Origin of the sequence: Luteococcus japonicus (assembly GCF_003752415.1) — a bacterium.
Classification (GTDB): domain Bacteria; phylum Actinomycetota; class Actinomycetes; order Propionibacteriales; family Propionibacteriaceae; genus Luteococcus; species Luteococcus japonicus.
Window position 1 is genome coordinate 1,819,947 of record NZ_RKHG01000001.1, and the last position, 25,702, is coordinate 1,845,648.

At 69.7% G+C, this 25,702-nt stretch carries 27 protein-coding genes; 16 read left to right on the forward strand and 11 right to left on the reverse strand.

Annotation, left to right across the window (positions count from 1 at the left end):
- Positions 1 to 4 precede the first annotated feature (4 nt).
- Genes EDD41_RS08835 through EDD41_RS17170 form a run of 4 tightly spaced genes read left to right on the forward strand, consistent with a single transcriptional unit; the run spans position 5 to position 3,336 of the window.
- Positions 5 to 1,588, forward strand: coding sequence for a cytochrome c biogenesis ResB family protein (locus EDD41_RS08835; protein ID WP_123575633.1), 1,584 nt, complete (start codon positions 5 to 7; stop codon positions 1,586 to 1,588).
- Positions 1,581 to 2,462: a c-type cytochrome biogenesis protein CcsB gene (ccsB, locus tag EDD41_RS08840; protein ID WP_123575634.1), complete on the forward strand. Its 882-nt coding sequence runs from the start codon at positions 1,581 to 1,583 to the stop codon at positions 2,460 to 2,462. The genes EDD41_RS08835 and ccsB overlap by 8 nt, the downstream gene beginning before the upstream one ends.
- Before the next feature lie 3 nt (positions 2,463 to 2,465).
- Positions 2,466 to 3,110: a TlpA family protein disulfide reductase gene (locus EDD41_RS08845; RefSeq protein ID WP_094765568.1), complete on the forward strand. Its 645-nt coding sequence runs from the start codon at positions 2,466 to 2,468 to the stop codon at positions 3,108 to 3,110.
- Between the two features lie 43 nt (positions 3,111 to 3,153).
- Positions 3,154 to 3,336, forward strand: coding sequence for a hypothetical protein (locus EDD41_RS17170; RefSeq protein ID WP_211336618.1), 183 nt, complete (start codon positions 3,154 to 3,156; stop codon positions 3,334 to 3,336).
- Positions 3,337 to 3,587: 251 nt separating this feature from the next.
- Here the strand turns inward: EDD41_RS17170 and EDD41_RS17175 are convergent, their stop codons facing one another.
- From EDD41_RS17175 to EDD41_RS08870, 5 genes are all read right to left on the reverse strand, one after another.
- Entirely contained in the window at positions 3,588 to 3,911 is a 324-nt protein-coding gene (locus tag EDD41_RS17175) for a hypothetical protein (RefSeq protein ID WP_211336619.1), read from the reverse strand.
- Positions 3,912 to 3,953: 42 nt separating this feature from the next.
- Complete coding sequence (locus tag EDD41_RS16835; RefSeq protein WP_170165300.1) at positions 3,954 to 5,540, reverse strand: ABC transporter permease; 1,587 nt, start codon at positions 5,538 to 5,540, stop codon at positions 3,954 to 3,956.
- Positions 5,537 to 6,487, reverse strand: a complete 951-nt coding sequence (locus tag EDD41_RS08860) for an ABC transporter ATP-binding protein (RefSeq protein ID WP_123575635.1) — start codon at positions 6,485 to 6,487, stop codon at positions 5,537 to 5,539. The genes EDD41_RS16835 and EDD41_RS08860 overlap by 4 nt, the downstream gene beginning before the upstream one ends.
- A complete protein-coding gene (locus EDD41_RS08865) occupies positions 6,484 to 7,086 on the reverse strand; it encodes a TetR/AcrR family transcriptional regulator (RefSeq protein WP_123575636.1) in 603 nt (200 codons plus the stop codon). Before EDD41_RS08865 ends, EDD41_RS08860 begins: the two co-directional genes overlap by 4 nt.
- A gap of 170 nt (positions 7,087 to 7,256) precedes the next feature.
- Positions 7,257 to 7,853, reverse strand: coding sequence for a DUF3267 domain-containing protein (locus EDD41_RS08870; protein ID WP_123575637.1), 597 nt, complete (start codon positions 7,851 to 7,853; stop codon positions 7,257 to 7,259).
- Between the two features lie 89 nt (positions 7,854 to 7,942).
- Here EDD41_RS08870 and arfB point away from each other — a divergent pair, with 89 nt between their 5' ends.
- The gene (gene arfB / locus EDD41_RS08875) at positions 7,943 to 8,380 is read left to right on the forward strand and encodes an alternative ribosome rescue aminoacyl-tRNA hydrolase ArfB (RefSeq protein ID WP_123575638.1); all 438 of its coding nucleotides are present in this window, start codon (positions 7,943 to 7,945) and stop codon (positions 8,378 to 8,380) included.
- Between the two features lie 111 nt (positions 8,381 to 8,491).
- On the opposite strand, the gene EDD41_RS08880 is transcribed toward arfB, so the two are convergent.
- Positions 8,492 to 9,955 (reverse strand): purine-cytosine permease family protein, encoded by a 1,464-nt coding sequence (locus EDD41_RS08880; protein ID WP_245995588.1) that lies wholly within the window; start codon positions 9,953 to 9,955, stop codon positions 8,492 to 8,494.
- Between the two features lie 105 nt (positions 9,956 to 10,060).
- On the opposite strand from EDD41_RS08880, the gene EDD41_RS08885 reads away from it, so the two are divergent.
- Positions 10,061 to 11,266, forward strand: a complete 1,206-nt coding sequence (locus tag EDD41_RS08885) for a MarP family serine protease (RefSeq protein WP_170165301.1) — start codon at positions 10,061 to 10,063, stop codon at positions 11,264 to 11,266.
- Between the two features lie 3 nt (positions 11,267 to 11,269).
- Here the strand turns inward: EDD41_RS08885 and EDD41_RS08890 are convergent, their stop codons facing one another.
- Positions 11,270 to 11,710 (reverse strand): YagU family protein, encoded by a 441-nt coding sequence (locus EDD41_RS08890; protein ID WP_281273112.1) that lies wholly within the window; start codon positions 11,708 to 11,710, stop codon positions 11,270 to 11,272.
- A gap of 86 nt (positions 11,711 to 11,796) precedes the next feature.
- Between EDD41_RS08890 and EDD41_RS08895 the strand changes: the two genes are divergently transcribed.
- On the forward strand, positions 11,797 to 12,594 hold the full coding sequence (locus EDD41_RS08895; protein WP_170165302.1) for a lysophospholipid acyltransferase family protein: 798 nt from the start codon (positions 11,797 to 11,799) through the stop codon (positions 12,592 to 12,594).
- A gap of 59 nt (positions 12,595 to 12,653) precedes the next feature.
- A complete protein-coding gene (locus EDD41_RS08900; protein WP_148060521.1) occupies positions 12,654 to 13,283 on the forward strand; it encodes a hypothetical protein in 630 nt (209 codons plus the stop codon).
- Between the two features lie 34 nt (positions 13,284 to 13,317).
- Here EDD41_RS08900 and EDD41_RS08905 read toward each other — a convergent pair whose 3' ends face one another.
- Positions 13,318 to 13,836: a glycine cleavage system transcriptional repressor gene (locus EDD41_RS08905; RefSeq protein WP_123575641.1), complete on the reverse strand. Its 519-nt coding sequence runs from the start codon at positions 13,834 to 13,836 to the stop codon at positions 13,318 to 13,320.
- A 101-nt stretch (positions 13,837 to 13,937) separates the two neighbouring features.
- Between EDD41_RS08905 and EDD41_RS08910 the strand changes: the two genes are divergently transcribed.
- The gene (locus EDD41_RS08910) at positions 13,938 to 15,389 is read left to right on the forward strand and encodes a DUF2252 domain-containing protein (RefSeq protein WP_123575642.1); all 1,452 of its coding nucleotides are present in this window, start codon (positions 13,938 to 13,940) and stop codon (positions 15,387 to 15,389) included.
- Between the two features lie 200 nt (positions 15,390 to 15,589).
- The gene (gene tsaA, locus EDD41_RS08915; protein WP_123575643.1) at positions 15,590 to 16,315 is read left to right on the forward strand and encodes a tRNA (N6-threonylcarbamoyladenosine(37)-N6)-methyltransferase TrmO; all 726 of its coding nucleotides are present in this window, start codon (positions 15,590 to 15,592) and stop codon (positions 16,313 to 16,315) included.
- Positions 16,316 to 16,408: 93 nt separating this feature from the next.
- Here tsaA and EDD41_RS08920 read toward each other — a convergent pair whose 3' ends face one another.
- Positions 16,409 to 17,287 (reverse strand): aminodeoxychorismate lyase, encoded by an 879-nt coding sequence (locus EDD41_RS08920; protein WP_094765582.1) that lies wholly within the window; start codon positions 17,285 to 17,287, stop codon positions 16,409 to 16,411.
- A gap of 191 nt (positions 17,288 to 17,478) precedes the next feature.
- Here EDD41_RS08920 and EDD41_RS08925 point away from each other — a divergent pair, with 191 nt between their 5' ends.
- From EDD41_RS08925 to EDD41_RS08950, 6 genes are read left to right on the forward strand one after another with little or no spacing between them, the layout of a single operon-like run.
- A complete protein-coding gene (locus EDD41_RS08925) occupies positions 17,479 to 19,323 on the forward strand; it encodes a glycoside hydrolase family 3 protein (protein ID WP_123575644.1) in 1,845 nt (614 codons plus the stop codon).
- A gap of 18 nt (positions 19,324 to 19,341) precedes the next feature.
- Positions 19,342 to 20,646, forward strand: a complete 1,305-nt coding sequence (locus EDD41_RS08930; protein WP_123575645.1) for an exo-beta-N-acetylmuramidase NamZ family protein — start codon at positions 19,342 to 19,344, stop codon at positions 20,644 to 20,646.
- Complete coding sequence (locus EDD41_RS08935; RefSeq protein WP_123575646.1) at positions 20,643 to 21,572, forward strand: MurR/RpiR family transcriptional regulator; 930 nt, start codon at positions 20,643 to 20,645, stop codon at positions 21,570 to 21,572. The genes EDD41_RS08930 and EDD41_RS08935 overlap by 4 nt, the downstream gene beginning before the upstream one ends.
- Positions 21,569 to 22,495, forward strand: a complete 927-nt coding sequence (murQ, locus tag EDD41_RS08940) for an N-acetylmuramic acid 6-phosphate etherase (protein ID WP_123575647.1) — start codon at positions 21,569 to 21,571, stop codon at positions 22,493 to 22,495. Before EDD41_RS08935 ends, murQ begins: the two co-directional genes overlap by 4 nt.
- Before the next feature lie 10 nt (positions 22,496 to 22,505).
- Positions 22,506 to 24,038 carry a PTS transporter subunit EIIC gene (locus EDD41_RS08945; protein WP_123575648.1) on the forward strand — a complete coding sequence of 511 codons (1,533 nt, stop codon included), beginning with the start codon at positions 22,506 to 22,508 and terminating at the stop codon, positions 24,036 to 24,038.
- A gap of 43 nt (positions 24,039 to 24,081) precedes the next feature.
- The gene (locus tag EDD41_RS08950) at positions 24,082 to 24,447 is read left to right on the forward strand and encodes a hypothetical protein (protein WP_123575649.1); all 366 of its coding nucleotides are present in this window, start codon (positions 24,082 to 24,084) and stop codon (positions 24,445 to 24,447) included.
- A 9-nt stretch (positions 24,448 to 24,456) separates the two neighbouring features.
- Here EDD41_RS08950 and EDD41_RS08955 read toward each other — a convergent pair whose 3' ends face one another.
- Both EDD41_RS08955 and EDD41_RS08960 read right to left on the reverse strand, forming a co-directional pair.
- A complete protein-coding gene (locus tag EDD41_RS08955; protein WP_123575650.1) occupies positions 24,457 to 24,960 on the reverse strand; it encodes a hypothetical protein in 504 nt (167 codons plus the stop codon).
- A 27-nt stretch (positions 24,961 to 24,987) separates the two neighbouring features.
- Entirely contained in the window at positions 24,988 to 25,497 is a 510-nt protein-coding gene (locus tag EDD41_RS08960) for an NUDIX hydrolase (RefSeq protein WP_211336620.1), read from the reverse strand.
- Positions 25,498 to 25,702 lie beyond the last annotated feature (205 nt).

The following is a 25,702-nucleotide window of genomic DNA, read 5'->3' on the forward strand; positions in this document are numbered from 1 at the left end:
CAGCATGAGTACCGCAGTTGCCAGTGGCGGCGACATCAGTCCCAAGGACCTGTTCCGACGCATCTACCGCCTGTTCCACAACAAGCGCTTTGGCCTGTGGCTGATCTTCGCGATGACCTTCCTGAGTCTGGTGGGTGTGCTCTTCGACCAAGTTCCGGCCGAGGTGCGGGCGGACCCGGGGCGCTACCGCGAATTCCTGGAGCAGGTGCACCCCAAGTTCCGCGGCTGGACCTATCCGCTGAGCATGATGGGCGTCTTCCACATGTTCAGCTCGTGGCCCTTCCGGATCGTCAACCTGCTCCTGGTGCTCAGCATCATCGCCTGCACCACGCACCGCCTGCCCACCCTGTGGCGCAATGCCACCAAGCCGCACACCCATGTGCGCGAGGGCTTCTTCGACCACGCCCGCACCCATCGCACCAGCGTCGTGGCCGGCGATGCGCAGCAGCTCTACGCCGAGGCGAAGTCCAAGCTGGCCGCGAAGCGCTTCCGTGTGATCGAGGACAACCGCGACGCCACGGAGGGCCTCAACCTCTATGCCGACCGCTACCGCTGGATGCCACTGGGCACCGCGCTGGCGCACACCGCCTTCTGCCTGATCCTGCTCGGTGTGCTGGTCACCAACAACACCGGATTCCACGAGGAGGAGTTCACCGTCCCGATCGGGATGGGGCCGCAGGCCGTCGGGCACGGCACCAACCTGGCCGTCGAGGCGAAGAGCTTCACCGACAGCTACCACGACGACGGCTCCCCGATGGACTATGCCGCCGACGTGGTGCTGTGGGAGGACGGCAAGCCCGTCAAGGAGCACCTGCTCAAGGTGAACTCGCCGCTCAAGCAAGGGCGGATCATGTTCAACCAGTCCTACTTCGGCTTCGCCGCGGACATGACCGTGAAGGACGCCGCCGGCAAGGAGATCCTGCACACCGGTGTGCCACTGCAGTACGCCACCGACGACCAGCTGCAGAACTACGGCCGCCAGGCCCTGCCCGACGGCCGGATGATCGTCGTGATCGCCCCCGCCTCGGGCCAGATCGACGCGCAGATCGGCCCCGGCCAGGTGATGGTTGACCTCTACGACGCCGACCGCAAGCCCGTTGACTCCCAGGTGCTGAGCCAGGGCAAGCCGCTGACCATGGACGGGCTGCAGGTCACCTTCAACCGGGAGCGCCAGTTCACCGGCCTGATGGTCAGCAAGGACAATGGTGCGCCGCTGGTGTGGCTGGGTTCCCTGCTGCTCGTGCTGGGCATGCTGAGCACCATGTTCTTCCGCCACCAGCGGCTGTGGCTGCGCATCCACCCCGACGCGGCGGGCAACACCCTGCGGATCGGCTCGCCGGACAAGCACGACATCCTCTTCGAGGCGGAGGTGACCCGCTTCGTCGAGAGCCTGGGCGGCAGGACCACCGCCACCAGCCATGACGCCCACGAGGAACGTGACGTGGCCGTCCCCGAGGACGACGACGTCGTCCCCGCCCTCTTCGGTTCCCGAACCGCCGATGACACGACCCCCCTCACGCCCCCCGACACCACCTACCCGACCCCCGAGCCTGTCGAGGGGACCACCACTGGGAGCAAGAATGCTTGAGATCTCGAAGTTCGCCCTCAGCGCGGCGGTGATCCTGGTGGCGCTGGCCGCCGTGGCCTTCGTCGCCGGACTGACCACCAGCCGTCGCCCCGCCCCCGTGATGGCCGGTGCCGGCGGTCCGTCGGTTCCCTCGACCAGCCTTGAGACGGGGACCACCGCCACCCGCGGTGTGGCCTGGTACGGCAGCCAGCTGACCCTGGCCGGGTTCATCGCGATGAGCATCTGGTTCATCGCCCGCACCATCGTCGTCAAGCACGCCCCCTTCGCGAACCAGTACGAGTTCGCCTGCGCCTTCGGCTGGGGCATGCTCGCCTTCTACGTCTACTTCGAGCGCCGCCACCAGGCCCGCTTCCTGGGCATCGCCCTGCTGCCGATGGCACTGGCCGTGCTGATCTACGCCGCCACCCGCGACGACATCACCAAGCCCCTGATGCCGGCCCTGCAGAGCCCCTTCATGCTGACGGTGCACGTCTTCCTGGCGGTCCTGGGCTACGGCGCCGGCGGTGTCGCATCGGCCGCCGGCATCCTGTACCTGCTCAAGCCGAAGGTGAACTGGGCGGCCCTGCCGTCGCGTGAGCGCCTCGACGAGCTGGGCTACCGCGCCGTCGTGTTCAGCTTCCCGCTGCTGACCATGATGAACATCCAGGGCGCCATCTGGGCCAACAATGCCTGGGGCAAGTACTGGAGCTGGGACCCCAAGGAGACCGCCGCACTGGTCACCTGGCTGATCTACGGCGCCTACATCCACGCCCGCGTCACCAAGGGCTGGCAGGGCAACCGCTCCGCCTGGTTGCTGATCCTGGGCTTCGGCGCCATCATCTTCACCTTCCTCGGCAACCACTTCTTCGGTGGCATGCACTCCTACGGAGGCTGACCCATGAGCGAGAACACCACGGACCCGGCGATGACCTCGGGTGACTGGCGCGCCAAGCTGCGCCAGAGCAAGTTCGGCAGCACCGGCGTGCTGCTGCTGACCCTGGCCCTCGTCCTCGCCGGCGCCTGGTTCGTGAACCGGGCGGATTCCCGCGAGACCATCAACCAGGCCGACCAGAGTGGCGGCGCCGCCCAGGTGACCCTTGAGGGCGACCAGAGCGGTTCGGCGCCGGAGATCGGCAAGCCCGCGCCGCAGTTCCGCGCCACGACGATGGATGGCAAGGAGGTCTCGCTGGCGTCGCTGAAGGGCAAGCCCGTGTGGATCACCTTCGGTGCCACCTGGTGCACCGCCTGCCGCGCCGAGGCCCCGGACATCGAGCAGGCCTGGCAGAAGGCCAAGGCGAAGGACGCCGTCGTGCTGGCGGTCTTCATCAGTGAGGATGCGGCCACCGTGCGCGGCTACGCCAACCGGCTCAACCTCAGCTTCCCGATGATCAGTGATCCGGACACCACCATCGCGTCGCGCTACCGCTCGATCGGGATCCCCTCGCACTTCTTCATCGACCGAGAGGGCAACCTGCAGGCCTCCCACGTCGGCGCCCTCACCGCGGACCAGATGGCCGAGAACCTGGCCAAGGTCGGCGCCTGAAGGACCATCACACCTCTCGACGACAGGAAGGCCTGGTCTGGGCATGCTGGCAATCCACTACACCGGCACCGGACGAGCCGCCGGCGTCCTGACCCACGCTGAGCTCCCCGATCCCCACCCAGGCCCGGGCGAGGTGCGGGTCCGGGTGCACTTCTCGGGCATCAACCCCGGCGACACCAAGAAGCGGTTGGACTGGTCGGGAACGGGATGGCGCACCCGCTGGTGATTCCCCGCAGCGACGGGTCGGGCGTCGTCGACGAGGTCGGCCCCGGGGTGGACCCGTCGCGCATCGGGCGGCGGGTGTGGGTCTGGGGCGCGCAGAGCTACCGAGCCTTCGGCACCGCCGCCCAGTACGTGTGCGTGCCACAGGTACTGGCCGTCGGCCTGCCCGACGAGGTGAGCGACGAGATCGGTGCCTGCCTGGGGATTCCGGTCAGCACAGCCCACCGGTGCGTCTTCGCCGACGGGTCGGTGCGGTCATGGGTGATGCTGGTGCAGGGCGTGCTGGGTGCCGTCGGTGGCATGGCGGCAGACCTGGCCCGTCGCGACGGGGCGCGCGTGATCGGGACGGTGCGCCGCAGCAGCGACCTGCCGCTGGGAGCCAATGCGGCCCTCGATGCCGCTGTGACGGCCCCCGATGCGGTGATCGCCGCCTACGCCTCGGACGCCGACCCGGTGACGATCCCGTTCTGGAGCCTGCTGTTCAAGAATGTGACGCTGCGGCTGCTGGGCAGCGACGACTTTGACGCCGATGCCCGGGCCGCCGCCGCCCACGACCTGGTCGACTCCGGCGTGCGACACCGGGTGCTGCTGCCATTCCCTCAGTCGGCGTCGGTTCGCGGCTCAGATCACGTCGCGACGGCGATAGCCGACGAAGGCGATGGCCAAAAGGCCCACCGTGACCAGCCCCAACCAGCCCAGTTCGCCCCAGGCCCGGTCGGGCGCCACGACAACGGGCACGTGGTGCAGCGGGCTGATGTCCAGGGCCCACTCCGGGAACTTGAAGGTGGGGCCCAGCAGGGTGATGCCGAAGGTGGCCACGATCACGATCCACCCCCCGAAGCGCACCACCGGCTTGGCGGCCACCAGCATCAGGGAGACGGAGACCAACAGCCAGACCGCCACCGTGGTGCACACCGCCTGCAGCCAGACGTCACCGAAGGCGAGCTGGTCGGATCCTCGGGAGGCGACGACGGCCATCACCAGCCCGGCGGTGACCATGCCCACCCCGGAGATGCCCAGCGCCACCAGCACCGTGGCGGCGAGGTGCTTGGCGCGGCGCAGCGGCGCGGCCAGCAGCGGCTCGGCCCGGAAGTCGACCTCCTCCTCGCGGAAGCGCATCGCCACCTGCGCGCCGGCCACGGCGGCGATGATCCCGATCACCTGCTGGATGGTGGCCACGAAGCCGAAGGTCAGCTCGGCCTGCGTGCGAGCGCCGGAGGCCATGATCACCCGGATGGCCGGGTTCTCGGTGATCAGCCGGCTGGCCGTCGGGGCGATGTTGCCGAAGACCATCCCGAGGAAGGCGAAGGACAGCAACCAGGTCAGGGCGCTGCCCCGGTTCAGCCGCCAGGCCAGGCTCCAGACGCCCAGCCGGGGCGCCGTCGCCGGGCCGGGCCGGGAGGAGACCAACCCCATCCCGAAGTCGCGGCGGGCCTGCAGGCGCATGGCGACGGCCAGCAGCACCACGGTGAATCCCAGCGCCGCCAGCAACGGGAGCGGGTCATTGTCGACGGCCGCGCGGGTGCGGGAGAGCCAGCCGAAGGGGGTCAGCCACTCGGTCCACCCGGGGGCCTCGGAGGAGTCGAACCAGCCGCGCAGCACATAGGTGAACCCCAAGGTGCCGATGGCCAGGCTGTTGGCGGCGCGGGCGTCGGAGCCGAGCTGAACGCACAGCGCCGCGACGGCCGCGAACATCCACGCGGAGCTGGTGAACATGGCGCTGATCAGCAGCGTCGAGGTGATGCCGCCACCGAAGGCCCAGGTCAGCAGGAAGCTGACCACCCCCAGCGCGACGCCCGCGACCATGGCCATCCCGACGGCCACCGCCAGCCGGGCCTGCCGGGTGATGATGCCCGAGGCGATCAGCTCGGCCTGGCCGGAGTCCTCGTCGGCGCGGGAATTGCGCACCACGGTGAGGATCGCCATCAGCGCGGCGAAGAAGCAGCCGAGCATGCCGGCCCGCCAGGCATTGAAGCCGTCATTGGTGAGCAGGTCCCGGGCGGGGCCGAAGACCAGCTCGAGGGCCGGGTTGGCGGCCAGCGTCAGGGAGAGCGCCTGCCGGTCCGACAGGTCCGTGAAGATCCAGCGGTAGGCGATGATCGACGTCGCGCTCAGGACACTGATCAGCATCACCCACGGCGCGATGTTGCGCCGGTCCTGCCCGATGGCGACGCGGAACAGGGGCTTGGCCCCGGTCAGGGCGCTCATCGGGTGGCCACCCGGCCGGTGCGAGTGTCGTACTGCTGCAGGAAGAGCTCCTCCAGGCTGGCGGGGGTGACGGTGAGATTGGTCAGCCCCTGGGGCAGCAGCGCCTCGAGGGTGGCGGCGACGTTGTCGGGGGCGACTGTGGCGCGCAGCCGGCCGTGCTCGTCCAGGTGCACGTCGCCGGGCAGCGAGGTGAGGTCCGGTGTGGCGACGTCGACGACTGCCGCATGGCGCGGTGCCACGGCGGCCGCTGGCGTCCGCGGCAGCAGGCCGGTGATGGTCACCCGGGCCTGACCCCGCATGTCCTCGAGGGTGCCCGTCTGCACGTTCCGTCCGTCGCGGATGATGCTGACGCGATCGGCCAGGGCTTCCACCTCGCTCATGATGTGGCTGCTCAGCAGCACGGTGCGGCCCTTGTCCTTCTCCGCGGCCACCTCGTCCTGGAAGACGGCCTCCATCAGCGGGTCGAGGCCACTGGTGGGTTCATCGAGGATCAGCAGTTCGGCGTCGCAGGCCAGGGCCGCGATGATCGCCACCTTCTGCCGGTTTCCCTTGCTGTACTGGCGTCCGCGCTTGGTGGGGTCCAGTTCGAAGCGCTCCACCAGGTGCTGGCGCCGTGCGGGGTCCAGACCGCCGCGCAGATTGCCGAGCAGGTCGATGGCCTCGCCACCGCTCAGCCCGGGCCACAGGCTCACGTCACCGGGCACGTAGGCGACGCGCCGGTGCAGCTCCAGCACGTCGGTCCACGGATTGCCGCCGAGCAGCTCGACGTGGCCGGCGTCGGCCTTCAGCAGGCCCAGCAGCACGCGGATGGTGGTGGACTTGCCCGCGCCATTGGGGCCGAGGAAACCGTGCACCTCCCCGCGGGTCACCTCCAGGTCGAGGCCGTCGAGGGCGGTGAACTTCCCGAAACGCTTGACGAGCCCTTCGGTGTGGATGGCTGTGGTCATGACAGGTCTCCGAGCATGTGGTGGGTGAGGGCGGGCAGCAGGAGGGCATGCAATTGTTCGGGGGTGAGGCTCGCGACGGGCTCGACGCCGACCACCTTGCGGGCGACGATCACGCCGAGCATCTGGGTGAGGACCAGGGCGACGCGTCGGTCCGCGGTGGCGGGGTCTCGCCGGGCGAGTGCCACACGCAAGGGCTCCGCGATGAACTGGTGCACGACATTGCCGCGCAGCAGCAGCCGCTGGTCCGGGTCGTCGAGGGCGCGGCGCAGCACGATGGCCATGGCGTCGGACAGTTCCGGGTCCTCCCAGACGGCGAGGAAACGGTCCAACAACTGCTGTGGGATCTGCTCGACGGGGCCGTCGGCGACACCGGCGATGGCGGTGATGGGGTCGATGGGCAGGTCGAGGATGGCCTGGAAGAGGCCCTCCTTGCTGCCGAACCAGTGGTTGATCATGGCGGGGTCGACGCCGGCCTCACGGGCGATGGCGCGCACGGAGGTCTCGGCGAAGCCGCGTGCGGCGAACAGTGGGCGCGCGGCGTCGATGATCTGTTGCCGGGTGCCCTGCTGCCCCGGGCGTCGTCCCATGGGTGGTGCCATCACGAACTCCTGAACTCAACGTCTGTTGAGTTCAAGTGGACACCCGTCGCGCGCAGAAGTCAACACTTGTTGAATTGATGACCACGGCAGGCGCTCGGCTTCCCATGATCCGCGTGTGCTGCAACCCGAGCGGATCCCGGAAACCCGAGCGGCTGACAGGAGGGACTGCTTCAGGTGACGGGCTGGCGGCGACGGTGCACCCGCACCCCGAAGCGCTGGTCCTCGATCCGGGTCCCGGGCTGCTCGGCCCATGCCGCCCAGCACAACCACGCGTCGCCCACCCCACCGGACAGGTGGATCGCGAAGGGCAGCACCCACCAGGCCGCGTGCGGCCCCCAGGCCATCAGGGCAAGCAGCCCGATGTTGATCACCACATTGGGCAGAGCCGCGACGACGATGTACTGCGACCGGCTGAACGTGTGCCCCTCGCAGGTGGTGTACAGGTAGGGCAGGCCGGGTGTCATCACGCCGGCGCCGAAGCGCGGACGGGCACCCAGCGCCAACATCCCGACGCCGTGCAGCAGTTCGTGCAGCGCCAGGGTGCCGATGGTGATCAGCGTCGTGCCCGCCATCAGCTTGAGCATCTTGCGCGCGGTGAAGACCATGATCCCCGACGCCGCTCCGTGCCATGCCAGCACACCCAGGCCGATGGCCGCGCCGACGAAGAGCAGGCCGGTTCCGAGCGCGGCCATCCAGGCCTGGGATCGCTCACCGGGAGTCTTGCTGCAGGCGTCGTCTTCCGGCGATTCGGCCGGAGGGGTCATCATGGTGTCGATCCTATGCGGCCAAACAGGTCAAGCGATTCAGGCAATCGCCCCACAGATCAGGACCGGGAAGACCCGGGGAAGGAGGAGCGATGGACCTCGTCGTCCCGCCCGGACCCGGCATCCCGTCCGGCCTGGTCATCGCGGAGGGCTTCCTGAACGAGAACTTCAGCCGCTCCTCCGGCCCCGGAGGCCAGGGCGTCAACACGACGGACTCCCGCGTGCAGCTGGCGCTCGACATCGCCGCGTGCAGCGCCTTCACCGAACGACAGCGCGAACGGCTGCTGGAGCGGCTCTCCTCCCGGCTGGTGGGCACGACGCTGGTCGTCGACGCCTCCGAACTGCGGCACCAGCGCCGCAACCGCGTGGCCGCGAGGGAGCGGATGGCGGCCATGCTGCGCGAGGCGCTGGCTCCTCCACCGCCCAGCCGTCGCGCGACCAGGCCCACCCGGGGCTCGGTGCAGCGTCGGCTCGCGGCCAAGAAGCGCCGCTCCCAGACCAAGTCCCTGCGCGGACGCCCCTCGGACTGAGGTTGGTGGGTGGGCCGGGTCCCAAAACTGAGAGCCGAAATCGTTCTTGGAAGCTACCAATTTCATCGACAACCCTTCTGTGCTCTCAGTTTTGGGGACCCACCCCCATGATCAGCGCACCCCGGCGACCCGTCGGGCCAGCGGCAGGTAGGCGACGAAGGAGACCACCAGCGCGATCAGCACGCCGATCGAGGTGTGCGCCCACACGCCATCAGGGCCGCCAAAGCCCAGCGGACCCAGCAGGTAGCCCTGCCACGCCAGCCAGCCGGCGTAGCCATTGGTCACCAGGCCGAAGCCCAGCCCGCAGCAGGCCAAGAGCAGCACCAGCGGCACCCACTTCACCGAGCCATAGCCCTGCGACGACGGGTCGAAGAGCTTGCGCTGGTCGTAACCGGCACGCCAGCGCACCATCACCAGGTCGGCCAGGAAGATGCCGGCCCACGCCGCCTCGGGAACGCCCAGCGTGATCAGGAATCCGGTGAAGGGGCCCATGAAGTCGAGCGCGAACCACACCACATAGATGGCGCCGATGGTCATCAGCACCCCGTCGATGGCGGCGGCCTGCCAGCGCTTCACCGGCAGCCCGATGGCCAGCAGGCACAGCCCCGACGAGTACAGGTCCAGCGTGGCGCCCGCCACCTGGCCGGCCATCGCGAAGAGCCAGAAGGGCACCATGAACCACAGTGGCGCCAGGGCGGCGAGGGTGCCGATCGGGTCGGCGGCCATCTTCTCCATCAGGTCGGGATTGCTACCCACCAGGAGCAGGCCGTAGCCGATCAGCAGCACGACGGGCAGCGAGCCGCCGGCGGTGGTCCACCCGACGATGGCTGGGCGCGACGAGCTGCGGGGCAGGTAGCGGGAGTAGTCGGCGGCACCGGTGAACCAGCCCGCACCGAAGGCACAGAAGACCATGATGGTGGCACCCACGACGGCGTATGCATTGCCCGAGGGGTGACTGCCGAGCACCGACGGGTGGATCATGTGCGCGGTCAGCGCCATGAAGATGCCGGTCATGGCCAGGGTGAGCCAGCTGAGCCACTTCTGGGCGCGCATCACGGCGTCGAATCCGAGCACGCCCAGAGCGATCACGAGACCGGCCACGACGACGAAGGCGATGACCTTGGCCGTACCGGGGTCTGCCCCCAGCCGGGAGGCGATGGTGCCGGAGGCGAGCACGGCGGTGGACACGTTGACGATCTCCCAGCCGAGCATCAACAGGTAGCCGATCAGGCCGGCGGGGAAGTTCCCGCGTACGCCGTAGACGGCGCGGGACAGCACCATCGTCGGAGCCGAGCCGCGCATGCCCACCAGGGAGATCAGTCCCACCATGAAGAAGCTCACCACGACACCGATGAAGCTCACCAGCAGCGCCTGGGTGAAGGAGATGCCGTATTCCAGCAGGTAGGCACCCCAGGCCACCTGGAGCAGTGTGATGTTGCCGGCGCACCAGGGCCAGAACATGTCCAGCGGTCGCCCCCTGCGGGCCTGTTCGGGGATGACGTCGATGCCGTGGGTCTCGATGGTGAGCGCCGAGCCCATCGTGGGCGTGGGGCGCTGTTCAAGGTGTGTGGTCACTCGCGTCATTCTGGGGCAAGCAGGGCCCACCCGGTGGCGGCTTCCAGAACCGACGCTTGCTCGCACAGGAAGACAGGGCACGATGGGATGCGCGAAAGGAGCCCGATGACCGGACATGCCCTGCTGGACCTCGCCCTGGTGGTGGTGCTGCTGACCCATGCGGTCCGCGGCTGGCGGATGGGCGCGCTGACCAGCGTGCTGGGCGTTGCGGGCCTGCTCGCGGGTGCCGCGGTGGGGCTGTGGGCGGTGCCGCGGATGCTCTCGCGGTGGGGGCAGGCACTGGCCCCACCGTTGCCGTCGATCCTGTTGCTGGGCGGGGTGCTGGTGGCAGCGGTCCTCGGCGAGTCGATGCTGGGACAGGTGGGCGTGCGGCTGCGGGCCCGCGCTCGCGGGGTGGGTGCCCGACGGGTGGACTCCGCGCTCGGGTCGCTGACGTCGATGCTGGTGGTCTGCGTCGTCGTGACACTGCTGGGCAGTGCAGTGCGGCCGCTGCTGCCGAAGGAGTGGGCGGGCGTGGCCAACCAGTCGGCCGTGCTGCCGGGGATGGAACGTCTCACCCCTGACCAGGCCGGACGGTGGGCCTCGCAGGTCACCCACACCATCAGTGAGGCCGGATTTCCCCGCGTCTTCAGCGGCCTGGCGCCGGAACCAGTGATCCCCGTCGAGGCGCCGGACACGGCAGCGGCGAAGACCGCGGCGGTGCGACGGGCGGCGGCCAGCATCGTGAAGATCCAGGCCGATGCCCCCTCCTGCTCCCAGACCCATGCCGGCAGCGGCTGGGTGGTGGCGGGCCACCGGGTCGTGACCAATGCCCACGTCGTCGCCGGCGCGGACGACACGACGGTGCAGGTGGGTGGGGCCGGGAACCGGCTGCCCGCCACCGTCGTCGCCTTCGACCCGGACCTGGACCTGGCGATCCTCGACGTGCCAGGGCTGGAGGCCTCACCGCTGCCGCGCGCCTCGCGGGTGGAGGCCAAGCAGGATGCCGTCGTCGCGGGCTTCCCGAAGGGCGGGCCCTACACGGTGAAGGCCGCCCGGGTGCGAGCGACGGTCAAGGCCGCGGGCGATGACATCTATGGCGGCAAGGGCGTGGTCCGCGAGGTCCACTCCGTCGCCGGGACCGTGCAGCCCGGCAATTCCGGCGGGCCCCTGCTCACCACCGACGGGCGCGTGGCCGGCACGGTCTTCGCCCGCTCGATGGTGGACCATTCGACGGGCTATGTGCTCACCGACGCCGCCACCGACGCGATGCTGGACCGGGCCGCCAGCTACCACACGCCCGTCGGGACACAGAGCTGCGCCAAGGTGTGAGGATCAGCGGCTGGCCAGCGCCAGCGGAAACTCGGCGTCGGGCTCGCCGGTGATGCGGTTGCGCAGGTCTCGGCGGGTGAGCTCGATGACCCACATCCAGAAGATGTGGCCGAAGCACTCGCTGAAGTGCTCGTGGAAGGGCTGGTCCCACGGGGCGGGCACGGTGCCCATGGCCGGCATCAGCACGAGGGGGAAGAGCACCCAGACCAGCAAGCCGAAGGCGGCGCCCTGCCACAGCTTGATCCGCGGCCAGCGCTCGGCGGCAACGGCATAGAGGATGCCGAAGCCGATCGAGAAGGCGAAGTGGATGATGAAGCTGATGTAGGGCAGGTCCCAGCCGCTGAAGCTGTAGGTCATGTGGGTGAACTGCTCGCTGAAACCCAACTGCTGCTGCCCGTCGCGATCGAGCGAATTCCGGTGCCCAGTGCAGATTGAACGTGCCAAGGAGCAGCTGGCGCTCGATCCGGGAGATGGGTCAGATGACCAGCGGACCTGGACCCCACCTCATGACGGGTTCGTGGCATGCTCGGATGGTGCAGGAAGCGGCCAGACCCCCCGATGCCAGACCGGCGACCCCCCGGACGCCCACCAGGAAGCCGACGCCCCGGGCTCCTCGGCGCTACCAGAACAGGGCCCTGGCGGGGGTCAGGCGTGTCATCCGCAAGAGCCTGCTGGCCACGGCCGTGAAGCTGGGCGTCGACGTGGAACTTCACGGCTCCGAGAATGTCGACGGTCTCGAGGGTGCCTTCGTCGTCGTCGCCAACCACAGTTCGCACCTGGACACGGCACTGATCTACGCTGCCCTCCCGGACCACCTCACGACGAACCTGGCCGCCGGCGCCGCCGCAGACCACTTCTTCATGAGCTGGCGCACGGCCCTGGCCCCGGTGCTGCTCTTCAATGCCTACCCCATCGACCGGCCGGGGCGCCCCCACAAGGGCAACCACAAGGGGCTCTCCTCCGCCTTGCTGAAGAGCGGCACCCCTTTGCTGATCTTCCCGGAGGGCACCCGATCCCGCACTGGCGCGATGGCCACCTTCACCCCGGGCGCGGGCCGGTTGTGCGTGAGCCGCAAGGTGCCGTGCGTCCCGGTGGCGTTGGTGGGCTGCTCCGAGGCCTGGCCCGCCAACAACAGGCTGCCCCGCTGGCCCCGTCGCAAGGTGCACGTGGTCGTCGGACGGCCCTTGCACCCTCGCCCCGGTGAGGGCGTGGCCGCCTTCACCCGACGCGTCGAACGCGAAGTGGTGGACCTGCACGACGCCACCGCGGAACGCGTGGGGATGCGTTCGCTGGCCGTGCTTGCCGCCCGTCGGGTTCGCCGCAGATGAACTCGGGTTCGCCGCAGATGAACTCGGGTCCGCCGCAGATGAACTCGAGTACGCCGACGGTGACCCAGACCTTCCTGCACCGCTTCACCGTGAAGCCGAAGCACCTCGACTACCTGCCCCTGTGGCGGCGGGAGGTGGCGGTGCGGACCCGGCACGGCTTCACCACGCACCGCGCCTTCGTGGAGACCGACGCCGAGCCCAAGCTCACCTGGCTCTACTCCCACGAGGGCGACGCTGCGGCGGCGGAAGCGGCCCTTGCCCGTGACCCGGAGCAGCGCGATCTGGACGGGCTGAAGGCCCCGCACGTCTTTCGCAACCTGCTGGTGCGTCCCGTAGACGTGGAGTTCGCACCCACCGTCGCCACCCCGGAGTCCGTCGCGGGCAGCGACGGCCGGCAGCGGATCGCCATCATGCGGCGCTACTCCATCGTCAACGGCTGGGATGACTTCCTGGACGTGTGGCGACAGATCGTGCCGGTGCGCGAGCAGTACGGCTTCCGGTGTCTGTTCGCCGTCGCGGACCGTCCGCGGGACATGTTCACCTGGGCCTTCGACTTCGACGGGGAATGGGCGGACTTCCCCGCCGCGCAACGCGGCTACTACCGGGACCCGGCGCGCGTCCAACTCCGCAAGGTCTTCGACCACATGGCCGACTACTCCATCCACCCCGCGACACAGTTGCTCATCTGACGTCCTCGACCGGGGCGGCGAGCGAGGAAGTGGGTCAGTCCTCCAGGGTCTCGTCGACCTCGAGGTCCACCATCAGCTCGTCGGCAATGGACTCCAGCGCATCGCGGAGCCCCTCCAGCTCGACGCTCTTGGGCAGCCGCACCTGGGCGACGGCCTCGAAGAGCATGGTGTCGCCCATCGGGGCGGGCCGGGTGAAGGTGTGCATCTCGTCGATGCTGATGGCCCGTGAGGCCAGTGCGGTGGTGACCTCGCTGACAATGCCGGTGTGGTCATTGCCCACCAGATGCAGCGTCACGGGAAGGCCGACGGCGCCGACATCCTCCCCGGCAGGGGTGACGGTGACGTCGAGTCCGTCCAGGGCTCCGACGGCCGCGGTGAAGGCATGGGCCTTCGCGTCGGGCAGGTCCACCAGCGCGATGCCCGCGAACTTCCCGCCCAGCCGGGCCATCTGGCTCTCCTGCCAGTTGCCGCCGTGGGCCAGGACCGCCTGGCTGAGGGAGGCGACCAGACCTTCGCGGTCGTCGCCGATCAGGGTCAACAGGAGCTGTGCCATGGAGGTGAGCCTAGGCGATGGACCGCGCCCGGGGACAGGCTTTCGCCAGAGGTGAAGTGCGTGGGTACGATCCTCCCAACCCCCAAAGTCCAGGAGGACGCATGACTCCGTTGTCCACCGCTGGATCCTTGCAGAGTGGCGATGCCTTCGCCTCCTTCCGCATCCCGGCCAGCGACCGCTCGGAACGCGTCGCCCGAGGAAAGCGCCTGCGGGAACACACACCGCACCACAGCCTGGGTTTCTGGCAGCCCACCGCGGACCGTCCGGACGTCGTGGACTTCATCAAGAACAGTCATCAGGGACGCCTCGAGTGGCTCTTCGCCCTGCGCGTGGGGCGGATGGCGGCCTCCCCCTTCGGCATGCTGCGCGGCAGCGCCCAACTGATGGCCCATGACGTCGCCAACCTGCCGTCGACGGGCGTGCACACCACAGCCTGCGGCGACGCGCACATCGGCAACATCGGCTTCTACCGGTCACCGGAGGGCAACCAGGTCATCGACCTCAATGACTTCGACGAGGCCCACACCGGCGCCTGGGAGTGGGACCTGCGGCGCCTGACCGCCTCCATCCACGTGCTGGGGCGGGACAACGGCGCCACCGAGGAGCAGTGCGGCGAGGCGGTGCACAACTGCGTGCAGTCCTACCGCGAGGAGGTCAGCTTCCTGTCCAAGCAGCCCCTGATGTGGCGCGCCTTCAACCACCTCGACCTGGATGCCCTGCAGGAGAGCTCCACCGACGAGGAGCTGCGCGGCGAGATCCAGCGCGCCGCCCGCGCCGCCCGCAAGCGCACCGATGACCGGATGTTGCCCAAGCTCGCCGGCGGGGCCACCTCCGCGACGGAGATCGTCGACACCCCGCCGCTGGTCACCCACCCCGACGACAGCACGCGGGAGATGATCGCCGAGGCCCTGGACGACTACCTGCACACCCTCACCCCGCAGTGGCGACGCATCGTCGGCGGCTATTCGCTGGTGGACATCGCCCACAAGGTGGTCGGCGTCGGATCGGTCGGGATGCGCTCCTGGGTGGCGCTGCTGGTGGGCTCCCGGGAGGACGACGTGCTCTTCCTGCAGCTCAAGCAGGCGCAGCGTTCGGTGCTGGCCCCCTATGTGCACGGCGAACGGGCCTGGCACAACCACCAAGGGCAGCGGGTCGTCGAGTACCAGCAGCAGCTGCAGACTGTCTCCGATCCCCTGCTGGGGTGGACGACGGTGGGCGAGCACCAGTACTACGTGCGCCAGTACCGCAACATGAAGGGCGGTGTGCCGCTGGAGTCGATGACACCCAGCGCCCTGGTGGACTACGCCGGCATCACCGGCCACCTGCTGGCCAAGGGCCATGCCCGCACCTCAGGTGCATCGGTGATCAGTGGTTATCTGGGCAAGAAGCCGCCGGTCACCAAGGCCTTCCAGCGGTGGGCCAGGGCCTATGCGGACCAGACGGAGAAGGACCACGCCGAGGTGGTGGCCGCCGTGAAGTCCGGCCGCCTGCCGTGGGAGGACCCGCTGACCAAGACCGGCCCGCGCCCCATCTGGCGCCCGACGGAGGTGTGACCGCCCAGCGACTCCCGGGCTACCCCCGCTCCCCGATCGCGTCGAGGCATCTGGCCTCAATCGTCCAGGATGTCGAGGTCGAGATCGTAGGCAATCACCATCGCGACGGCCAGGGCTCGCTCCTGATCCGGGTGCAATACCCCTCTGCATCCCAATCTGGGATGCAATGCCCTCCTTCCCTCGTGCCCTACCGTGGGTCCATGACCGAGCGCGCGCCCTACCGCACCATCGCCCGGGTGCACACGGACTTCCCGTCGAAGTTCGGGGTGCCGCGTCAGTCCGGGCTGGTGCCCGAGCTTCTGGCTCGGGTGGTCTTCGAGCCGGACTTCCGGTCCCCGGATGCGGTGCGCGGGATCGAGGGCTTCAGCCACCTGTGGCTGGTGTGGGAGTTCGACAAGTCGGTCTCCGGACGCGACTGGTCACCGACGGTGCGTCCGCCACGGCTGGGAGGCCATGACCGGCTCGGGGTCTTCGCGACCCGCTCCCCCTTCCGCCCGAACCCGATCGGCCTGAGCTCGGTGCGGCTGGTCAGCGTCGAGAGCGCCGGCGAGGAGGCCCCGGTGCTGGTGGTCGGCGGGGCTGACCTGGTGGACGGCACGCCCGTCCTGGACATCAAGCCCTACATCCCCTACGACGTCCACCCCGACGCGACCAGCGGTTTCATCCAGACACATCCGGAGAGCTGGTACCGGGTGAGCTTCCCGCCCGAGCTGCTGGGGCGCGTCCCGGAGGATCGACGAGGGGCTCTGCTGGGCGTGCTGGCCCACGACCCGCGGCCCCGCTTCATGGACGACTCGTCGCGCGTCTTCGGACTGCCCTTCGCCGGGCTGGACGTGCGCTTCACGATCGATGACACGACGGTGCGGGTGGTGGACGTCGCCCCGCTGACACCGGAGCCGGGCGCCGCCTGGCCGGGCTACCGCTGAGCCCCGGGGACGCGACAGACGCTCGGGTCCCTGGGATCCGCGTGTGTTGCAACCCGAGCGCATCACGGGAACCCGAGCGGATTCGCGTGACCGTCAGAAACCAGCCATCCGGGCCACCCGGGCTGTGAGTTCCTCGTCGACGGACAGCTGCCTGCCGTCCAGTTCGACCACGGGTGAGGGCCCACGGCTGGAACTGACCAGCCAGACCCCGTCGGCGGTGAACAGGTCAGCGGTGGGCACGAGCTCCTCGCGGGCCTCCATCCCCTCAGCCCGCGCAGCCGCCAGGATCTCGTCGACGGTGACCGACGCGAGGATCCCGGTGGCGCCGGTGGGGGCGGTGCGCATCACGCCGTCGGTGACCACGATCAGCCCGGAGGTCGGACCGTCGAGGGCGAAACCGTCGGTGGTGACGAAGACGGCATCGTCCGCCCCTCGACGTCTGGCCTCCCGGGCGGCGGCGATGTTGACCACATAGCTCAGCGTCTTCACGCCACCGAGCAACCATGGGGCGTCGGCGAAGGCATCCGAGGGGCGGCCGGTGGACAGGGTCACGGCGCGCAGCCCGCGGGTGACGGCCTTCCCACTGGAGGCCGTGCGCACGGTGGCGGCGGCCTTCTCGCTGACGGTGAGCAGCGCGACGCATCCTTGCCCCGGGAACCACTCGCGGCCGCGGGTCAGGACGAACTTCATGGTGGCCTCACCTGGGGTGGTCCAGGCGTCGAGGGCCTCGTGCACCAGCGCCTCCCACGCCTGGCGAGGCGGGCCGTCGATCTCCATCCGGCCGGCCGAGACGGCCAGCCGGTCAAGGTGCTCGTCGAGGTTGACCACCCGGGCTCCAGCCTCGTCGCAGACCACGCGGGCCGAGTCGAAGCAGCCGTCTCCCCGGGCGAAACCCAGGTCGTCGGCGAAGATGACGGGCTCGTCGCCCCGGACCACACCGCGCCCCAGCACGGCCACCAGATGTTCGGTCATGGTCTCCATTCAACTCCCGCGCCGGTTCCGGGCGGGAACCGGGAGCCGGATCCTCAGACAGACAACCGGTTGCTGGCCACCAACCCTTGACCCACTCCTTTTTGAATGAAAAGCTCCAATCGGCAACATCCTTCTGAAGAGTTTCCTCCACGCTCGTCGAAGCGGCTGGCCACCTCCAAGGAGCACCCCCCATGACCCAGCACCTGTCCACCACGCGACGCACTCTGCTGCGCGGCCTCGGCGCCTCCGCCCTCGTCGGCGGCCTGGCCACCTGTCCCACCACGGCAGTGGCCGCCCCCGCCGGCAAGGGCCACCCCAAGGACGGGGTCCACGTCCCGGGCACCACCGCCGCCCAACGAGCCTGGGCCCGCCGCACCCTGCGCACCATGACCCGTGACCAGAAGATCGGCCAGGTCTTCAACCAGTACCTCTACGGCAGCGACGCGAACACCGTCAGCGAGGCCGACGCCGCCGAGAACCTCAAGCTCTACGGCGTCCGCACCCCCGCCGAGGTGGTGGCCAAGTACAAGCTCGGCGGCGCCATCTACTTCGCCTGGACCAACAGCGTCAAGGACCCCGAGCAGATCGCCACCCTGTCCAACGGCCTGCAACGGGCCGCGCTGGAGGCCAGCGACGTCCCCCTGACCATCAGCATCGACCAGGAGAACGGCGTCGTCACCCGGATGGGCGCGCCGGCCACCACCCTGCCCGGCGCGATGGCCCTGGGCGCCACTCGCTCCCCGCACGAGGCGCGGATCGTCGCCCGGGTCAACGGGCAGGAACTCCACGCCGTCGGCGTCACCATGAACCACGCGCCGGATGCGGACGTCAACGTCAACCCGGCCAATCCGGTGATCGGGGTGCGCTCCGTCGGGTCGGACCCCGAACTGGTCTCCCAAATGGTCGCGGCGCAGGTCAAGGGGCTGCAGGGCAGCAAGGGAGTCAGCGCCACGGCCAAGCACTTCCCCGGCCACGGCGACACCGCCACCGACAGCCACGTCGGACTGCCGGAGATCACCCACAGCCGCGAGGAGTGGGAGCGCATCGACCTGCCTCCCTTCAAGGCCGCCATCGCCGCCGGGGTCGACTCGATCATGTCGGCACACCTCGTGATGCCCGCGCTCGACGACTCCGGTGACCCGGCGACCCTCAGTCACAAGATCATCACCGGGGTGCTGCGCGAGGAGCTCGGTTTCCAGGGTCTGGTGGTCACCGACGGGCTGCAGATGGAGGGGGTGCGCCAGAAGTACGGCGACGGCGAGGTGGCGGTACGCGCCCTGCTGGCCGGCATCGACATGCTGCTGATGACCCCGGACATGCCCGCCGCGTGGCAGGCCGTGCACGACGCGGTGGACTCCGGTCGGCTGCCCATGGCGCGGCTCGACGAGGCCGTGCTGCGCAATCTGCAGACCAAGGCCAAGCGGGGCGTCGTCGCCGACCCCTTCGTCGACGTGCAGCGGGTGATGGACGTGGTGGGCACCCTTCAGCACCAGCGCGTTGCGGCAGGCGCCACGGCCGACTCCATCACCCTGCTCCGCAATGAGGGCGGCACGTTGCCCTTGGCCGGCGCGGCGACGGCGGCCCTTGCGGGATGGAGCAGCAAGACCGAGACCCATGACGCGCTCACGACGGCGCTGAGCGGGCATGGCGCAACCGTCACCGCCCTCCAGACCGGCGCCAGCCCGACCCCGGAGCAGGTGGACGCGGCGGTCGCCGCCGCCAAGCAGGCCGACGTCAGCATCGTCACCACCTACAACGTCACCAAGGGCTCCCGCCAGGCGGTCCTGGTGGAGGCCCTGCGCGCCGTCGGCAAACCCGTCGTCGTGGTGGCGTTGCGCAATCCCTATGACATCGCCCACCTCCCGCAGGTGGATGCCTACCTCGCCAGCTACGCCTGGAGTCCCGTCGCCATGCGTGCCGTCGCCGACGTGCTCGCGGGGAAGACCTCCCCCACCGGCAAGCTGCCGGTCACCATCCCGACTGCCGACGATCCCTCCAAGGCCCTGTACCCCTTCGGTGCGGGCCTGACCCTCTGACGGACAGGAGAAGAAGCCATGGACATCTCGCGCAGGAAGCTCGTCGCCGCGGCAGGTCTCGGGGCCGTCGCGGCGCCCTTCGGCCCCCTGCCCGCCCAGGCCAGTTCCGGGCGTGGCAGGGGGCACCCCGGACGCGTCGTCACCGGCGCCCAGGCGCAAGCCGATGCCGGCTGGCCCACCCTCAAGGGTCACCGCGTCGGGGTCATCTCCAACCCGACGGGTGTCCTGGGGGACCTGACCCACATCGTCGACCGGATGCATGCCGACGGGGTGGACGTGGCGGCGGTCTTCGGCCCGGAGCACGGCTTCCGCGGCACCGCGCAGGCCGGGGGCAGCGAGGGATCCGCCAAGGACCCGCGCACCGGCATCACCGTGCACGACGCCTACGGCGCCAATGACAAGAGGTTCGCCGAGCTCTTCGCCGCCTCGAAGGTGGACACCGTCGTCTTCGACATCCAGGACGTCGGCGTGCGCTTCTACACCTACATCTGGACGATGTACCAGGCCATGCGCGGTGCAGCCCAGGTGGGAGGCATCCGCTTCGTCGTGCTGGACCGGCCCAATCCGATCGGGCGTGCGGCTTGCGGCCCCTTGCTGGACATGACCTACTCCTCCGGGGTGGGGCTGCGTTCCATCCTGATGCAGCACGGCATGACGGTGGGCGAGCTGGCCACCATGTTCGACGCCGAGTACCTGCCCCGGGAGAAGGAGGCCAAGCGGCTGGCCGAACTCGAGGTGGTCAGGGTGCGCGGCTGGAAGGGCGAGCTCTTCGACGAGACGGGACTGCAGTGGGTGATGCCTTCGCCCAACATGCCCACACCCACCACCGCCCTGGTCTACCCCGGCACCGGACTGTTCGAGGCCACCAACATGAGCGAGGGCCGCGGCACCACCCGCCCCTTCGAGCTGGTGGGCGCCCCCTGGGTGGACCACCGGTGGGCCGAACGGCTCAACTCACATGGCCTGCCGGGCGTGCTCTTCCGCGAGGCCTACTTCACGCCGACGATCAGCAAGAATGCGGAGAAGGTCAACGGTGGTGTCCAGGTGCACGTCACCGACCCGTCGCGGATCAATGCGCCAGAGCTGGCGGTGCACATGTTCTGCGACGCACGCGACCTCCATGAGGACTTCGACACCCGGGTGATCGCGTGGGACAAGTACCCGTGGGAGTGGTTGGACAAGCTCACCGGCACCGCCCGGATGCGTGAACAGCTCACCTCCGGCGCCTCGGCCCAGCAGATCGTCGCGGCCTGGGCCGACGACGAGAAGGCCTGGCAGAAGCGCCGCCGTCCCCACCTGCTGTACCCGGCTGGCCGTCGATGAACGTACAGGTCAGCAACCCGGCTCCGCTGATGTCGGTGCTGCGAGCCCTGGAACCGTCGCTGCCCAAGGGACCGGCGGCGGTGGCCCGGTATGTCGTCGACCACCCGGCCGACGCCTCCGGCCTCAGCCTGGGGGCCTTGGCCCGCATCACCGGCACCAGCGAGTCGACGGTGGCCCGGCTGGCCACGGCGGCGGGTTTCCGTGGCTACCGCGACCTGAGGATCGCGGTCGCCACGGCCGCCGGGGCGCTGGAGCAGGGGCCGGGCGATGCCAACCTGACCAGCGACATCACCCAGCACGACTCCCCCGCGGCGATCATCGCCAAGCTGGCCGCGGAGGAGCGCAGCACCATCACCGACACCGCGACCACGCTGGACGCCGACGAGGTGCTGGCCGTCGCGCGGGTCCTGGTGGAGGCGCGACGCATCGTGGTGATCGGCATCGGGGCCTCGGGGCTGGTCGCCCTGGACCTGGCCGGCAAGCTGTCACGGATCGGGCTGCTGGCCCAGGCCGTCGTGGAGGGGCACGAGGCGTTGACCACCGCGGTGGTCCTGCAGTCGCAGGACGTGCTGGTGGCCATCTCGTCCTCGGGCGAGACCGTGGACATCGTGGAGCCCCTGGAGGTGGCCCGCAGGAATGGGGTGGGCACCGCCGCCCTGACGGCCCGGGCCGGAAGTTCCTTGACCAGGGCGGACCACACCCTGCTGAGTGTCAGTCTGCGGGAGAACGACCTGCGCCCCGCCGCGATGGCCTCGCGCACCGGGCAGATGTTCCTGGTGGACGTGTTGTTCACCATGGTGGCCCAGCTGTGCTTCGACCAGGCCAAGTCCGCCATCAAGGAGTCGTGGCTGGCGCTGCGGCCCCGGCACGACGCCTCCCACGGCGCACGCCACACAAAGCACCCCGCACAGGAGGAGGACGCATGACCGAGAACCTTGGCTCGCTGACGACCGAGAGCGTCGAGCAGCGCTTCTCCCGGATCGACATGCTGGACACGCGCTCACTGGTGGCGCTGATCAATGACCAGGACGCCACGGTGGCGGGGGCCGTGGCCGCACAGCTGGATGCCGTGGCGGCCGCCGTCGACCTCATCGTGGCAGGGCTGGGGGCTGGTGGGCGGTTGGTCTACGCCGGTGCCGGCACCGCCGGACGGCTGGGCGTGCTGGATGCCTCGGAGTGCCCACCCACCTTCAACACCGAGCCGTCGATGGTGGTGGGGCTGATCGCCGGCGGACCGGTGGCCCTGACCACCGCCGTGGAGGGGGCCGAGGACGATGCCGAGGGTTCCTTCCCCCAGCTCGACCAGCTGGCCGTCGGCGAGCAGGACGTCGTGGTGGGCATCTCTGCCTCGGGCCGCACCCCCTATGCCGTCGGTGCGGTCACCGAGGCACGCCGCCGCGGTGCCCGCACCGTCGGGCTCAGCTGCAATGCGGGATCCGCACTGGGCGCGGCAGCCGACGTCGCCATCGAGGTGGTCGTCGGCCCGGAGGTGGTGGCCGGTTCCACCCGCCTCAAGTCCGGCACCGCCCAGAAGCTGGTGCTCAACACGCTGACCACGGCCAGCATGGTCAAGCTGGGCAAGACCTACGGGAACCTGATGGTGGACGTCCGCGCCAGCAACGAGAAGCTGCGTGACCGGGCCCATCGCATCGTCACCGCTGCCACCGACGCCTCGCCCGAGGCCGTCACCGCGGCGCTCCAGGAGCATGGCGGGCGGGCCAAGCCCGCGATCCTCGCCCTGCTCACCGGGTGGTCCGCCGACGAGGTCGCCGCCGCCCTCGAGGCCTCCGACGGACACCTGCGCCGGGCCGTCGACGCCTCCCTTCCCCACCCCGGCCAGGACATGTGAGGAGCACAGCATGAGTGACGTGACGCGCATCGCCGAACAGGTGACCACCGCCCTGGGTGGCAGCGCGAACATCCAGGACATCGAGAACTGCATGACGCGGCTGAGGATCGGCGTGGCCGACCAGGATGCCGTCGACGCCGCCGCACTCAAGGCCGTCGACGGCGTGCTCGGCGTCGTGGAGGACCAGACCATGCAGGTCATCCTCGGCCCCGGACTGGTGGACGAGGTGGCCGACGAGATGGGACGGATCTCCCGGACCACGGTGCGGATGGAGGGTGCGGACTCCGCGGTCCCGGAAGAACAGGCCGCCGACGGCCCCGGTGCCAGCGGCCTGACCGCCTCGCAGTTGGCGGCGCGCGGCGACGAGATCCGCACCGAACGCAAGCGGGCCAACCAGACGCCGCTGCGCAATTTCCTGCGCCGGATCGCGAACATCTTCCTGCCGCTGATCCCGGCGTTGATCGCCTGCGGCATCATCGCCGGCCTGAACGGCGTGCTGACCAACCTGACCGTCAAGGGCATCACCCCGTGGGCTGCCGGCATCACGCCGGCCCTGGGCGCGGTGGCATCGGGCTTCATGAGCCTGATCGCCGTCTTCGTCGGCATGAACGCCGCCAAGGAATTCGGCGGCACCCCCATCCTGGGCGGCGCCGTCGCGGCGATCATCCCCTTCGCGGGGATCGCGAAGGTCACTGTTCTGGGCCAGGCGCTGGCACCCGGACAGGGTGGCGTGATCGGCGCCCTGCTGGCCGCGGTGCTGGCGGCCTTCGTGGAACGCTGGGCGAGGCGCTGGTGCCCCCGCTCGCTGTCCATGCTGGTGGTTCCCACCCTCACGGTCCTGGTGGCCGGTCTGGTGACCATCTTCGTCTTCATGACCCTGGCCGGCTGGATCTCCACCGGTATCGGCTCGCTGGCCAACTGGCTGCTCGAGTCCGGCGGCGCGGCCTCCGGCTTCGTCCTGGGCGGCCTCTTCCTGCCACTGGTGATGTTCGGGCTGCACCAGGCGCTGATCCCCATCCACACCACCCTGATCGAGCAGGCCGGCTACACCATCCTGCTGCCGGTCCTGGCCATGGCCGGGGCGGGTCAGGTGGGTGCCACCGTGGCCGTCTACATGCGGGCCAAGCACAATGCGTCGCTGCGCAACACCATCAAGTCCGCCCTGCCGGCCGGCGTGCTGGGCGTCGGCGAGCCCCTGATCTACGGCGTCACTCTTCCCCTGGGGCGCCCCTTCATCACGGCCTGCGTCGGTGGCGCCTTCGGCGGTGGCTTCATCGGCCTGTTCGACCAGCTGGGCACCACGGTGGGCTCCACGGCGATCGGCCCGTCCGGTTGGGCCCTGTTCCCGTTGGTCAATGGTGCGCGCGGGATCGGCGCCGCCGCACTGGTCTACGCCGGCGGCTTGTTGGTGGGTTATCTGGCCGGATGGGCAGCCACCTACTTCTTCGGCTTCAGCAAGGAGGGGCTGGCAGCGCTCAATGCCTCCGAGGCCGACGAGCAGCGCTCGGACCTGATCGGCGCGGAGCTGGACCCGCAGGCCTGACCCCATCCGTCGTCGAGGTGCGGGCGGTTGTCAGGATGGAGCCATGAGTACCTCCTTCACCGCCCGTACCCTGGGCACCCATGTGGTCACACTGGCCAGCCCGGTCCCCGTCACCGAGGACCCGCGGCTGGCCAGCGCGGACTTCACCGTCGACGACCTGCTGGCCTTCCCCGTCGACGGCCAGGAGATTCCTGCTGGCAGCAGCTGGCGCGTGGCGGGCAGCCGCTCGATGGCGCGGCACGGGTCCAGCGCCCTGGACACCCAGATCACGGTACGTCTGATGCTTCCCGTCGGATCCGACGCGGACCCCGAGCCGCTGCTCTCGCAGGCGATGATGCGGGTTGCCCTGGCGCTGGCCTCGCCGGAGACAGGCGTGGCGGACCCGCGCTTCGTGGGCCCGCTGGGCTGACCCTGGAACTCAGCGGGGCGGGAGCTGTCCCTGCTCGCGCTGCCACTTCTCCATCGCACGACGGTGCGAGGTGAGCAGCCGGTACCCGCCCCAGGCGGGCAGCACCAGGGTGAGGAGGATGCCGATCCAGGTGCCGAAGGTGTAGGCCGGGTCCGGGCTGACCAGTTGCAGCTGGCCCTGCCCTGCGCGGGACATCATCGACAGCACCGTCAGGACGGCGATGACGGCGATGACGGCGAGGATCCAGCCCACGACCGTCTTCGCGGTGCTCTTCGCGGGCGGCGGCTGGGTGGGAACCAGACCTCCGGGCTGCTGGTAGGTGACGGGCCAGCTCCCCTGCGGCGGTTCGGGCGGTACCTGTCCCCAGTGCTGGGGCTGGGGTTTGGCCCAGCTCAGCTGCTGGGGCTGGGACTGCGGATTGGCCCAGCCCTGCTGCAGGGGCGTGGGCTCCTGTCCCTGCACCGGGTACTGCCGGTAGGGATCCTGGCCGTACGGATTCTGCGGCTCGCTCATGGCCACACGCTAGGCAATGGGGGGGTCTCAGCCCGTCAGGCCACGGCGCCAGTCGACGGCGGTCCACAACGCCACGGCATCAGGCATCACGTCGACGGCCGGATCGTCGATCATCGTCTGCACCTCCTCGACGTCCATCCACCGCCCCCACGCCACTTCGCTGGGCTGGTGCACGATGGGGCCGTCCCAGCGCACCCGGTAGAGCCAGGCGTGCAGGTCGATGCGTTCGTCGCGGTAGTCGGCCTCGCCCATGAACTCCAGGACGACGCCGGTGATCCCCAGCTCTTCGGCGAGTTCCCGTCGCGCCGAGTCGGGCGGATCCTCACCGGCGCTGATCACGCCGCCCGCGGCGAAGTCGTGGAAGCCGGGGTAGACGTCCTTGGTGTCCGTGCGGCGGTGCACGTAGACCTGCCCGGAGGAGTTCACCACCATGATCCCGGTGGCGCCGTGGCGCAGGTTCCCCCGTCGCATCACGGAGCGGGGCACCACGCGCAACGGCCGCCCCAGCTCGTCGCGGACCTCCACCATTTCTTCCATGCCCCCGAGCATTGCACGCCGCCCCGATTGCCACCCGCCGGGCCCCGCCTCCGAAAACTGAGAGGAGAATGGGCCCATTGGATCGTTCCACCGCCGTCCTGGCCTCCTCTGCGCTCTCAGTTTTGGGATGTGGTGCCCCCCGCATCACCAGACGGGGAATGGACAAGGGAGTCTCGGCGTTGAGAAGTTTCGTAGCGTTGTCCAC

What these genes read in the sequence shown, in the direction of transcription:
- EDD41_RS08860 (WP_123575635.1), bottom strand. Translation starts at nt 6,487, where the DNA reads ATGACCACAGCCATCCACACCGAAGGGCTCGTCAAGCGTTTCGGGAAG.
- EDD41_RS08835 (WP_123575633.1), top strand. Translation starts at nt 5, where the DNA reads ATGAGTACCGCAGTTGCCAGTGGCGGCGACATCAGTCCCAAGGACCTG.
- EDD41_RS08920 (WP_094765582.1), bottom strand. Translation starts at nt 17,287, where the DNA reads ATGACCGAACATCTGGTGGCCGTGCTGGGGCGCGGTGTGGTCCGGGGC.
- EDD41_RS08885 (WP_170165301.1), top strand. Translation starts at nt 10,061, where the DNA reads ATGACCGGACATGCCCTGCTGGACCTCGCCCTGGTGGTGGTGCTGCTG.
- EDD41_RS08895 (WP_170165302.1), top strand. Translation starts at nt 11,797, where the DNA reads ATGGTGCAGGAAGCGGCCAGACCCCCCGATGCCAGACCGGCGACCCCC.
- EDD41_RS08960 (WP_211336620.1), bottom strand. Translation starts at nt 25,497, where the DNA reads ATGGAAGAAATGGTGGAGGTCCGCGACGAGCTGGGGCGGCCGTTGCGC.
- murQ (WP_123575647.1), top strand. Translation starts at nt 21,569, where the DNA reads ATGACCGAGAACCTTGGCTCGCTGACGACCGAGAGCGTCGAGCAGCGC.
- EDD41_RS17170 (WP_211336618.1), top strand. Translation starts at nt 3,154, where the DNA reads ATGCTGGCAATCCACTACACCGGCACCGGACGAGCCGCCGGCGTCCTG.
- EDD41_RS08925 (WP_123575644.1), top strand. Translation starts at nt 17,479, where the DNA reads ATGACCCAGCACCTGTCCACCACGCGACGCACTCTGCTGCGCGGCCTC.
- EDD41_RS08845 (WP_094765568.1), top strand. Translation starts at nt 2,466, where the DNA reads ATGAGCGAGAACACCACGGACCCGGCGATGACCTCGGGTGACTGGCGC.
- EDD41_RS16835 (WP_170165300.1), bottom strand. Translation starts at nt 5,540, where the DNA reads ATGAGCGCCCTGACCGGGGCCAAGCCCCTGTTCCGCGTCGCCATCGGG.
- EDD41_RS08905 (WP_123575641.1), bottom strand. Translation starts at nt 13,836, where the DNA reads ATGGCACAGCTCCTGTTGACCCTGATCGGCGACGACCGCGAAGGTCTG.
- ccsB (WP_123575634.1), top strand. Translation starts at nt 1,581, where the DNA reads ATGCTTGAGATCTCGAAGTTCGCCCTCAGCGCGGCGGTGATCCTGGTG.
- arfB (WP_123575638.1), top strand. Translation starts at nt 7,943, where the DNA reads ATGGACCTCGTCGTCCCGCCCGGACCCGGCATCCCGTCCGGCCTGGTC.
- EDD41_RS08870 (WP_123575637.1), bottom strand. Translation starts at nt 7,853, where the DNA reads ATGATGACCCCTCCGGCCGAATCGCCGGAAGACGACGCCTGCAGCAAG.
- tsaA (WP_123575643.1), top strand. Translation starts at nt 15,590, where the DNA reads ATGACCGAGCGCGCGCCCTACCGCACCATCGCCCGGGTGCACACGGAC.
- EDD41_RS08945 (WP_123575648.1), top strand. Translation starts at nt 22,506, where the DNA reads ATGAGTGACGTGACGCGCATCGCCGAACAGGTGACCACCGCCCTGGGT.
- EDD41_RS08910 (WP_123575642.1), top strand. Translation starts at nt 13,938, where the DNA reads ATGACTCCGTTGTCCACCGCTGGATCCTTGCAGAGTGGCGATGCCTTC.
- EDD41_RS08955 (WP_123575650.1), bottom strand. Translation starts at nt 24,960, where the DNA reads ATGAGCGAGCCGCAGAATCCGTACGGCCAGGATCCCTACCGGCAGTAC.
- EDD41_RS08865 (WP_123575636.1), bottom strand. Translation starts at nt 7,086, where the DNA reads ATGGCACCACCCATGGGACGACGCCCGGGGCAGCAGGGCACCCGGCAA.
- EDD41_RS08930 (WP_123575645.1), top strand. Translation starts at nt 19,342, where the DNA reads ATGGACATCTCGCGCAGGAAGCTCGTCGCCGCGGCAGGTCTCGGGGCC.
- EDD41_RS08935 (WP_123575646.1), top strand. Translation starts at nt 20,643, where the DNA reads ATGAACGTACAGGTCAGCAACCCGGCTCCGCTGATGTCGGTGCTGCGA.
- EDD41_RS08950 (WP_123575649.1), top strand. Translation starts at nt 24,082, where the DNA reads ATGAGTACCTCCTTCACCGCCCGTACCCTGGGCACCCATGTGGTCACA.